The sequence below is a fragment of the Micromonospora sp. C51 genome (genome assembly GCF_018070435.1).
In the GTDB taxonomy this organism is placed as follows: domain Bacteria; phylum Actinomycetota; class Actinomycetes; order Mycobacteriales; family Micromonosporaceae; genus Micromonospora; species Micromonospora sediminimaris.
In genome coordinates this window covers 40791-50500 of sequence record NZ_JAGPXQ010000041.1, presented here as the reverse complement: position 1 = coordinate 50500, position 9710 = coordinate 40791, and the positions used below count along the sequence as shown (strand labels likewise).

Sequence of the window (9710 nt, the reverse complement as noted above, 5' to 3'; positions counted from 1 at the left end):
CATCACCGGCCGGGTCTACGGTTGGGCCAAGGCCCTCAACGCCCTGATCCTCGCCTACGGCGACCGGATCATCATCTAACAGCATCGATCACACCACAGGCCCAAACACGGAAATCGACACACTCCCGAGGACCCATCGCGAGGAGGCGCTCGTCGTCGAGTTGCGGCACGGGTGTAGCGACGTCGATGAGCTGGTGCTTGAACACCTCGTACTCGTTGACGATGTTGTGGATGAGCCGCATGTCCGCTAGGTGCCGTGCAGCGAGGTCAACGAGTTCCTTGGAGATCGAGTGCCCACGCTCTCGCAGGAGCTTATGCATGTGGTCGCGGGCATTCTTGTGGGTGATGAACGGCACGACGGGTACTACAAGGTCGAAGAACTTTGTCCGGTTGGCCCGGACAAGTTCCGCCTTGGCTTCGTCGGTGATTCCCGTGCTTTCGTCGCGACCGAGCTTCTCGAAGATGCTGTCGCGTAGGGCGTAGATGAACTTGATCCTACGGCCCTTGAGCTGTTTGGCGGTGTTCAGCAGGTTGTTGAGTGACCGTAGTGTCTCGAAGATGAGCGGGTCGTCGAATCGGTCGAGGTCCTCCAGAATAACGATGTCGCGCTGGTTGGTCTCGAAGAGGTAGACAATTTCGTCGAGGTATTCGTCGAAGTAGCTAGTCGAGCGGGGCGGGAGCGTGATGCTGGCAGGCCCTGCCGTGACCTGCTCAATCCTCAGCCTGTCGTGCAGCAGAAGGCGCATCAAGTAGACGGTCACGGTGAGGGTGACTACGAGTGCGAGGTAGACAAGCGGGGTGCGTAGCCAGTCGGGCCGACTGACAGGGTCGGTCCCCGTGAACGCGATCAAGGGCCGGTCCAACCCTGTCGCCACCATGAGGACAACGAGGAGCAGACCAACACCGAGAGCGAGCAAGAACTCACGCCAGCGGGGAAATCGACTGATGCGCCGGAAGCGTGACTCGGGGGCATCTGCGGGCATCTGCTGATAGAGCAGCTGCTTGACGATTTCCTTTTGGATAAGGTTCGTCTTTGTCATCGCGGCAGGGTTGCCCTCGTCGCCGAGTTCGTCGGGCGCCGGCTGCACGCCCAACGTCGACAAGGACACCTCGATGACCCTTTTGGGGTAGGTCTTCGCGACAGTACGCAGGATGCTGCTCTTCCCGGTGCCGTAGGTGCCGGTCAGCGCGATGTTGCGTACATCGGTCTGTTCGTCGATAGCCCGCTTGAGCACCGAGACGTAGACGTCATGTTCTTCCTTGTCAACCTTGGGTGCCAAACTATCTAGCTTGGGAGCGTGATCCGTAGTTGCTCTCGCTGCGGCCCTTCGACGGCTCATGGCCGTCACCCCCGCCCGGTCAGTAGCGGGAGGCTGGCCATCCCGAACTGGTGGAGGATGTCCTCGGTGATTGACCGAGCGGTCTTCATCAGGTCGTCGGGACCTGCTGGTGCCGGTATTTCGGTAAGGATCGGGGTGACCTTGCGGACGGTTCGGGTACCGCGGATCTGTCCGACGGCCTCCGCGGCGAATGCTCCGTGACGTTCACGGCCGATCAAGACGAAAGGCCTGCTGCTGTCGGGTCTGATGAGCTCGGCACGAAGTGCGGAGGGCAGTTGCGCGCCCAAATGGCGTCCGTAGGTGTTGCTGAGTGTGACGAGGTCGGCTGCGAAGCTCTCGATCAAGGTGTGCGGAACGTGGTGGCGGTTGGGGAACAAGGGGTCGTACCAGCCTTCGAGTGCGACGGCGAAGCCGACTGCCCCGTCGTGGTGAAGCTGGACGTGAACAAAGTGGCAGCGATCGTCAGGGCTGGCCGACGGCAGGGTTTGGGGGATCCACCGACGCAGGCCAACTCGTGGGTTGAGTGCTGCCTGGTCGAGTTCGCGCAGCAGCATGTAGCGGTCGAACGCACTCGGGGGTAGGAGTTCGTTGCTCCTGTTCAGGGCCTGCTCCAGGACCACGGCAATGTCACCGCGGGTCGGTACGGTGCTGATGGCAGGCCGTGGCGCGCGGGGATGTACGGCGGCGACGATCCAGGCGCGGTCGGGCTCAAGCTGTTCGACCATCTCCTCGACCATCTCGGCGAGCCGCGCGTGCTCGTCCGCTCGACGGCTGAACCGGTTGGCGTAGGCGCGCTCGAGGTCCCCCTCTTGCATCCAGTGCGTCTCGGGGCCCGACCGGTAGGGCACTCCAAGGCGGTTGCCGCGGCCGATGAGGTGCGGCGCGTCCGGGCTGCGTGGGATCGAGAGGGCGAGCAGGCTTGTTTGCCCGTCGTCGCTGGTGAGGGGAACGAGGTCCAGTCCCAGGACCGGTGGGTGGATACGGTTGGCGGCCAGCGCACGCAGCCTTCGCCGACTGCCCTCCGAAATGTCGACGTTCTGCATGGACTTGGCGCGGCCAGTTCCGCGGTCCTCAGCGACGCCGTATGCGATGAGGCCGCCGGCGGTGTTGGCCATGGCGGCAACGTCCTTGGCGAACTCATCCAGTTGGGTGTCGTCCTTACCCGGTAGCGTCGCTTTCCAGTCGAGGTCCTCCGCTTCCGGCATCTGCTCCGTCACCGCGGAGGCGAGAAGCTGGTAGGTAAGCTCGCCGGAAACCTCACCAAGCTGGGCATGAATCCGAGACCACCTCATCGACACCACGACACCGTAGTACCTGCCTGCGACAAGGTCCCTGACCATCGCTCAGCATGCGGCGAGGGCGCTGCGCTCGCCCGGCCCACCCCGATGGTCAACCCGACCAGCGCTACGTAGTACGTGTGACTGAGGCTCAACCAGCAACAACCGGGGTCAGTTACTCGTCGGGTCCGGGAGCGCCGAGCTGCCCTGTTGCGCAGGCCCGAAGATACCGACGGTGGAAGAGTTCAATGAAGTCGGATAGCTTCTCGACACGGGAGAGATCCTTGGTTGTTATCACAATCATTTTTATCCCGCGAGGGGCCGCTCCCAACCCGAGAGCGTGAGCGTGATGACCTTTAGTCAGGTCTCCGGTGACCCCGTTCGCGGCGATGAGGACGCCCAGTTCGAGTGATCGACTCGCGAGGATGTTGAAGAAGTACCCAACCGCCTGGCTGTCGACGGGTTCGTCCCAGTTCTTGCACTCCACCAAGAAGACAGGGGGAAGCAGGCGCAATCCACCGACTTCGTGAATGTTGCCGACTGCGAGGTCGATCTGCTCGGTTCCGAACACGTTGGTGATGTCGCGGTCGACGATACAGCCTGGCACGGATTCGAAAAGGTAAGTGACCAGGTCCTCATACGCCTTGCCTTTTCCTTGGCTGTGTGGCGCTTCTGCCGCCGCCTCCAGCAGACTCTTGATCGATCGTGGATCCACCTCTCACGCCCCGTGGACGACGCGGTTGCGCGCCTCGCGGAGCAGTCGCTCCAGCCCGGTTGTTCGCAATGCCTCACTAAAGTCTTTGAGCGAATAGACCAGGATGTTCGCTGGGGCCTGACGCACGAGCGCTCCTGCAGGGGACTTGTCTGTGATCAGGAGGCCGAGGTCAGCCCCAGTTTCCTCGATGTGCCGGGAGAGTTGCTGAATAGCCGACGTCGGTGCCGAGTGGCCCCAGAATGACTTCACCTCCACGACGACCGTCGTGGGGACGCCGCGGACGTCGACAGCGAATGCCAGGTCAACCCCGGGGCGATCACCATCTACGGCGGCATCGAGTAGCGCCCCGGAACTGCTAAGTAGATCTTCGACACTTGACTGGAGTTTGTTTCCGGCATAGCCCCATGAGTCGGATGTTCCGACACGGGACGTCACCTTTGCGGTGTGGCGCGTGGTGCGACTTCCGACCGCTAGGGGCACCTGCCGGACGGCACGTAGGAACATCCCGATGTGGAGGCGCAATGAGTCTAGGTCGTCGAGCCCGGCCCGCACATGCCGCACTGGCGCGAGCGCCGGAGGCAACTTTTCGCCCGGATCTACGATTAGCAGCAGAGGGATCGCCATTCCCAGGCAGATGCCCACCTCAACCATCAGCGCTGACCATCCCGGATGGTCGGCGGAGCGCCTGGGCAGAATAGCGATTGCAGCACGGGTCTCCGGCTCGATGCTTGCCGCCAGGTAGGCACCCGCCCCTAGAGCGCCGGTCGCGACGAGTTCAACGTTCTCGCGGGCCGCGATGTCAACAACGTGCCGTAGCTCATCGCTGTCGACCTCGGTCAAAGTAGTGATAAGCAAGGCTTGCATGGTCGGAGTGTAGTACGTGGAACTACTCGCGGTCATCGATCGCGTCCTCCTAGGTCAACAGTGCCGCAACGTTCAGACAGCGGGTCTCGTTAACAGTCAGCCTGATCAAGCCGCTGCCGATTGGGGGATCCGGTCTTATCGGTCGCGGTGTCGGCGGCGCAGCTCGATCTGTGCAGCTAGTTATTCAAGACCGGCGACTGAGCGCAGCGCTTCGCTATCTCTTACGACGATCTCGCGGTAGCCTGTGGCGACGATACCGTCCGTGCGGAGTCCTCCCAGTGCCTTTTGCAGGCTGATCTCTGCAGCACCGCAGAGCGTAGCTAACTCGTTTTGGGTTAAGCGAATGTCGACAATTATGCCACCAGGGCCTCGTTGTCCGTAGGCGACTGCAAGTTCCCACAACACTCGCGCTAGACGCACTCGCACTGGATAGGAGGTGAAGTCAATTCGGCGCCGGTTTGCCCAACGGAGACGGTCTGCGACGATCCCAGCAACCTCCAGAGCGGCCTCAGGGTTATCGCGGAGGAAGGATCGGAATGCGTTCCGGTGAACGATGCGGATGGTCGACGGACGGCAGGCAGTGACCGTCGCCGTCCTGGGGGTTCCATTTAGTGCGGAGATCTCTCCTACGACGTCGCCGGAGACGCGGATCGCCAGCAGGGCGTCTCGGCCGTCCGACAGGGAAACTGTGACCTTGACGAGTGCGTCATCGAGCAGGATCACGTGGGACTCCAGCGCGCCCTCGCGGAGGAGCACTTGGGCCTCTTTCACCGAGCGCCGGACTCCTATCGACAACAGCCGCTGCCGGGTCGATGGCTGGAGTCGGCCAAGCAGCGTCCCGGGTGGCCAGTGCGCTTCCTCCATATGCACCTCCTTCCCCCGATCTAGAGATCATCCTTCACGTTCGGCTTCAAGATCGCTACACTTCGCAGTGGTGATCAGTTAGCTGCACCCGCTACAGCTTCAAGGACCGCCAGGCCACCGGCGAAGCCCAGCGACATCAGGAACCAGGGCAGGCACCGCCGGATCCGCAGATGCTTCGTCATCGCGATGCGAGCGAGTGTCACTACGAAGTCCCACGCCTCGTCTCTGTGCCGTCGTGCCGTGGCGATCGATGGCCGCTTGCCAAACTCGACGAGATCCGGAAACCCGAATCGGTTCGCACCGCCAGCACCTGTCAAGCGGGGCCGAAGCGACAGCGCGAGCTGCCAGGTAGCCACTGTCATGGCTATCACCATGGCGGCCGTGAGGAGCACCGCGAAGCTGACAACGATCGGGACGCTGTGCAGCGTCGTAGGCAGGACCTGTTCTGCAACGGTTGCGGCCACCGCGCCCTCGGCCGTCAGCAACCCCAGCGCCTTCGCGTCTGCGTGCCTGATCGAGGCTTGCAGTGAGGCCGCCGCGGCAAGGCCGACATGGAGATCACGCAGCGTGTCGTCGTCGCCGATGCTGCTCATCGTCCGGCTTCGTCTCATGGTTTGAGTCAACGCTCGACCGGGATGAGGTGAGGGGTAGAAGTACTGGTTGTCGCTGACTCGACTGTGGAGGCACTTCCTGTATTTGTATGGAGTCTCCGAAACGGCCGGCCGGTAGAGATAAGCCTCGAACGACTCATCGCCCTAGTGAGGAATCGAAAGCATGGCTTACGTAACGGACCCGGACCGGCGTGTCCTGGTCGCCGTGGACATGGAGTCCTACAGCGGTCGGGACAACGTCCTGCAGCACCGAGCGCAGCTGGCCTTCCAGGAGGTCATGACGACGGCATGCGAGGAGTTGGGCTTTGATCGCACCGCCTGGGTGATTCAACAAGGCGGTGACGGTGAACTGGCCATCCTCCCGCCGGGGACCAGCGAACGGGCGGTCGTCACGCGCCTGACTCCGGTCCTCGATCGGCTGTTGCGTGAGCACAACCGTGGACTCAGTAGTGAGGCGCGTATCCGTCTTCGCGTGGGCGTGCACGAAGGTCCGGTTCATCTCGACGGGGCGAACGGCTACCCGAGCGAGGCCGTCGTGACAGTCTGCCGACTGGTTGACTCCCCCCAACTTAAGGCCGCGTTACGGCAGTTTCCGGGCGCCGCAGTCGTGTTGATCGTGTCGGATCGGCTCTACCACGACATCGTCCGCCAGTACCAGGATCTTCGGCCTGAGCACTTCCGCCAAGTGACGGCGCGGCTGCCTGAGAAGAACTTCGAAGCTGTCGCCTGGATCTATGTTCCGGGCGAGAGCATTCCCGCACCCGATGCGCGTCCCGCCCCTCCGGGCCTAGTCCGAGATCATCCGGACGACGGCAGCGATCCGGAAAGTATCGATCGTAAGGGCCCCGGGCCTCGCCCCCAGCCGACTGGGAGTGGGCAGGTGTTCCAGGACATCCGATCGAGGGGAATTGGCGCGTTCGGCAACGGCAATTCGATCTCCGTGTCAGGTCGCCCCGAGGACCTCGACCCGTGGGGGTCGCCTCGATGACCGCCGCGAGTCCGGAAGAAGATTCCTCGCCGCCCAGTACATCCTCCGGGGAGGGTGGACTCGACGACGCGACGCAGTTGAAACCGCGAGCAGAACAGCCGGTCGGTCAAGAGGATGAGGCCGCACCAGAGCCGGACATCGATCCGCAGGAGCACATCACCCCGGGCTCCTTGCGGATGGACCCGCAGGTAGGTGAGGAGCTGTACGGCACGCAGCTCTCAGCCGCCTACTCGCGGATCAATGCCCGCGGAGTCAACGCTCTCGGCAACAACAACACGATTCACGTCGTGAACAACGCCGGTGAACCGATGGCAAAACCCGTCATCAGGAACCTGGTGGGAGTACCCGACCTGCTCGCGGTCTACGCCGAGACGGCCGCAGACGGAGAACTCGGGGACAAGCTCGACCACCGGTCTACGGCTTGTCTGGCAGGCAGGCCGCACACCGGGCGTTTCAGCACCGCCTGCGTAGCGCTGGCTCGCCGCCACGGCCCGGATCGGGTGCACGAGATCCTGCTTCCGGGAGATGTCGCGCCGGAAGTGCTGAGTCGAGCGGGCGACAGCATCGAGGAGGATCACGGGTACGTGCTTCGGCTGCCTGGAAACAGGCACAGCCACGTGATGCGCCTGCTGGCAGATCTCTTTCGACGACGGTCGGCGAGCCTGCTGCTGATCAGGCATGACGACTCGCGTGCGGGTGTTCGGCACAGCGCCGAGGTGCAGCACCAACGCCCCGAGCCCTTGGCTGTGTTCCGCGCTCATCTTGGCCATCACCTGCGCGACAGGCTGACGTTGACTGCCGAGGAAAGCGCCGAACTCATCCGCGGGTATCTCCGCCACAGCGGTCTCGTCCAGGCCCTCACGAGTTCCTACGGACCTCGCGAGGTGGTGCCGATCGCCGAGGCCGTCGGACAAGGTCATCCGGCCGACGAGGACACGCTGGCCGAGATCATCCAGAGCTCGCAGCCGCGGCGCAGGGCTCGCGCTGCGGAGATTTTGGACTCGGACGCCGGCGGTGCCACAGCGAGCCGGCGACCGCGCCGAGCCGATCAGCACGAGCGGACCTTCCGGATCGCATACGCCGTCTTCGCCCGGCAGCCACTACATTACGTTTTCGAAGCGGCCGCCCTCCTGCTCGAGGAAATCGACGGGCAGGCTAAGCGGCTCGACTGGGGTCGGCTGGCACTGCAGTACCCGGTGTCGGAGCTGCTCGGACCGCTCAAGGTGGACTGGCAGGAGGGCCGCGAAGCCACGCGGTTACGGGGCGGGTCGTCACGGTCGGCCTGGCTGCATGACGGCGCTATGCGCGGCGTCATCATCGATGAGGCATGGCATGAGTTCGACAGCACCCGGCCAGCCCTGCTCAAGTGGCTGAACCGCCTCGTACTGGAGGATGAAGAGCCGATGCAGCAAGCCGCCGCCGAGGCGGCCGGTCTGCTAGCGCACCACGATTTCGCGCGCGTCTGCGCCGACCTCATAGACGACTGGGCAGCTTCTCCGAGACCTCGGCTCCGGCAGGCTGCGGCTTGGGCCATGGTCGCGGCGGACATGGGTGGTCAGGTGGGCCATCTTGTCCGTCGGCAGATTCGGGAGTGGGCTGGCGGACATCGGAACTTTCAGAGAGATGCAGCCGCTCGGGTGTACGCCAGTGGGCTGCAACAACCGGACCTCAGTTGGAGCCTGTCCGACCTACGCCGCATCGCCCAAGACCCGATGCAGCAACACATGTACACCGTTGCCGAGGGCGTATACCAGCTCTACGCCCCACACAGGGCGGCCCAAATCATCGTCGAACTCTCACAGTGGTCGGAGGACCCACAGCTACAGCTGCATGCCGGCGGCGCGCTGCTGAGTCTGGCCACGATACCGGTCGACAACTCCCCTACCGGAGTCCCTGAGCTCTTGGTGAGAGCCGCAGCGCATGAGGTCGACAGCGGCGATCTCGTACGCCTCTGGCAGGTGGCCCTGCTGACAGCCAGCCTGTCCCGAAGAGCGTGGATCACATTCGAACATTGGCTGACCAAGGCTGACGCTGACGAGACCGTGCGTAAGGCGACCGCCGCGTTGGTCACCGACCTGGCCGCCCTACCGCCCCTGCGTCGGCGGACGACATTCCACCTCGTCCGGATGCCGCAGTTCGAGAACGGGCTACCGGAGTGGCTCGATGCTGCGATGAGGAAGTGACGACATGACAGATACCGTCAACACGACCGACTCTCCCGGTGCCTGGCGCCGGTTCGGATCGTGGCTGCTGATGCTCTGGCACCGCCTCGCCGCGGCGTTACGCGGGCCGGAGCCCGTCCCCACGCCACCACCGCCACCACCACCGGGCCGACTGAGCGAGCGGCGGGACGCCCAGACACCGATCATCGTGCCCGCGCGCGGCTACGTGTTCACCTTCCACGTCCATGCAACGTTCGTCTGGTCCTCTGAAGGGATACAAAGGGAGGCTCTCAGCGGATCCGCACAATACTTCATGCCGTACGCCATCCGCGCGCTGACACGTCTCGCCACCGCCCGAGCTCGCAACATCGTCGCGCACCGGGCGAGGGAACTTGAGGTAGAGCTGCAGAGAGACCTCGCCAACGGCGGGGCATGGCGGTACGAGCGAAACGGAGTGCGGGTGACCTGCCAGCCCTACGTCTGGGTGGAACTCGACGACGGGGTGAAGAAGGCAGTCAAGCCGTACTGGGAGCAGTTGATCAAACTCGACTGCGAGTACGACGTGGACGCTAAACGCGCGCAGTACGTCGATCGCCTGAGCCGGCAATGGCTGGAGATCCTCGAGAAGATGGTCGACAACCCTGTTGCCGGCGGCGCGGCAAAGATGGTCAATGAAAGTCTGGCCGCCGTCGTACGTGACCTCATCGCCGAGCAGACCGCCACCGCCCAACGATTGGAAGACCTCCTCGGAGAGCAGCTGCGCAACGGCGACGCCTACGAGCGTGCCGCCTCATTCGACATTCTCGCCGAGCGGCTGAACGCACACTCACCAAGATCCGCAGAAACGCCGACTTCACGCATGAATGGCTCATCCTCGGGGTGACATCTA

General features: G+C 63.5%; 9 protein-coding genes. 3 read left to right on the top strand and 6 right to left on the bottom strand.

What is annotated here, in order from left to right:
• Positions 1 to 71 precede the first annotated feature (71 nt).
• The 6 genes from KBX50_RS27350 to KBX50_RS27325 form a co-directional block, all read right to left on the bottom strand.
• Positions 72 to 1280, bottom strand: coding sequence for a hypothetical protein (locus KBX50_RS27350; protein WP_210940578.1), 1209 nt, complete (start codon positions 1278 to 1280; stop codon positions 72 to 74).
• A gap of 65 nt (positions 1281 to 1345) precedes the next feature.
• Positions 1346 to 2632, bottom strand: a complete 1287-nt coding sequence (locus tag KBX50_RS27345; RefSeq protein ID WP_247674535.1) for a helix-turn-helix domain-containing protein — start codon at positions 2630 to 2632, stop codon at positions 1346 to 1348.
• A gap of 160 nt (positions 2633 to 2792) precedes the next feature.
• Positions 2793 to 3332, bottom strand: coding sequence for a nuclease-related domain-containing protein (locus tag KBX50_RS27340; RefSeq protein WP_210940574.1), 540 nt, complete (start codon positions 3330 to 3332; stop codon positions 2793 to 2795).
• A 3-nt stretch (positions 3333 to 3335) separates the two neighbouring features.
• Entirely contained in the window at positions 3336 to 4196 is an 861-nt protein-coding gene (locus KBX50_RS27335) for a hypothetical protein (protein ID WP_210940572.1), read from the bottom strand.
• A gap of 180 nt (positions 4197 to 4376) precedes the next feature.
• Positions 4377 to 5060 carry a Crp/Fnr family transcriptional regulator gene (locus tag KBX50_RS27330; protein WP_210940570.1) on the bottom strand — a complete coding sequence of 228 codons (684 nt, stop codon included), beginning with the start codon at positions 5058 to 5060 and terminating at the stop codon, positions 4377 to 4379.
• A 74-nt stretch (positions 5061 to 5134) separates the two neighbouring features.
• On the bottom strand, positions 5135 to 5653 hold the full coding sequence (locus KBX50_RS27325; protein ID WP_210940564.1) for a hypothetical protein: 519 nt from the start codon (positions 5651 to 5653) through the stop codon (positions 5135 to 5137).
• Between the two features lie 181 nt (positions 5654 to 5834).
• Here KBX50_RS27325 and KBX50_RS27320 point away from each other — a divergent pair, with 181 nt between their 5' ends.
• The 3 genes from KBX50_RS27320 to KBX50_RS27310 are packed head-to-tail and all read left to right on the top strand — an operon-like array spanning position 5835 to position 9704.
• A complete protein-coding gene (locus KBX50_RS27320; protein ID WP_210940562.1) occupies positions 5835 to 6659 on the top strand; it encodes a hypothetical protein in 825 nt (274 codons plus the stop codon).
• Entirely contained in the window at positions 6656 to 8842 is a 2187-nt protein-coding gene (locus tag KBX50_RS27315; RefSeq protein WP_210940560.1) for a hypothetical protein, read from the top strand. The genes KBX50_RS27320 and KBX50_RS27315 overlap by 4 nt, the downstream gene beginning before the upstream one ends.
• Before the next feature lie 4 nt (positions 8843 to 8846).
• Positions 8847 to 9704 (top strand): hypothetical protein, encoded by an 858-nt coding sequence (locus KBX50_RS27310; RefSeq protein ID WP_210940558.1) that lies wholly within the window; start codon positions 8847 to 8849, stop codon positions 9702 to 9704.
• The last annotated feature ends 6 nt before the right edge of the window (positions 9705 to 9710 follow it).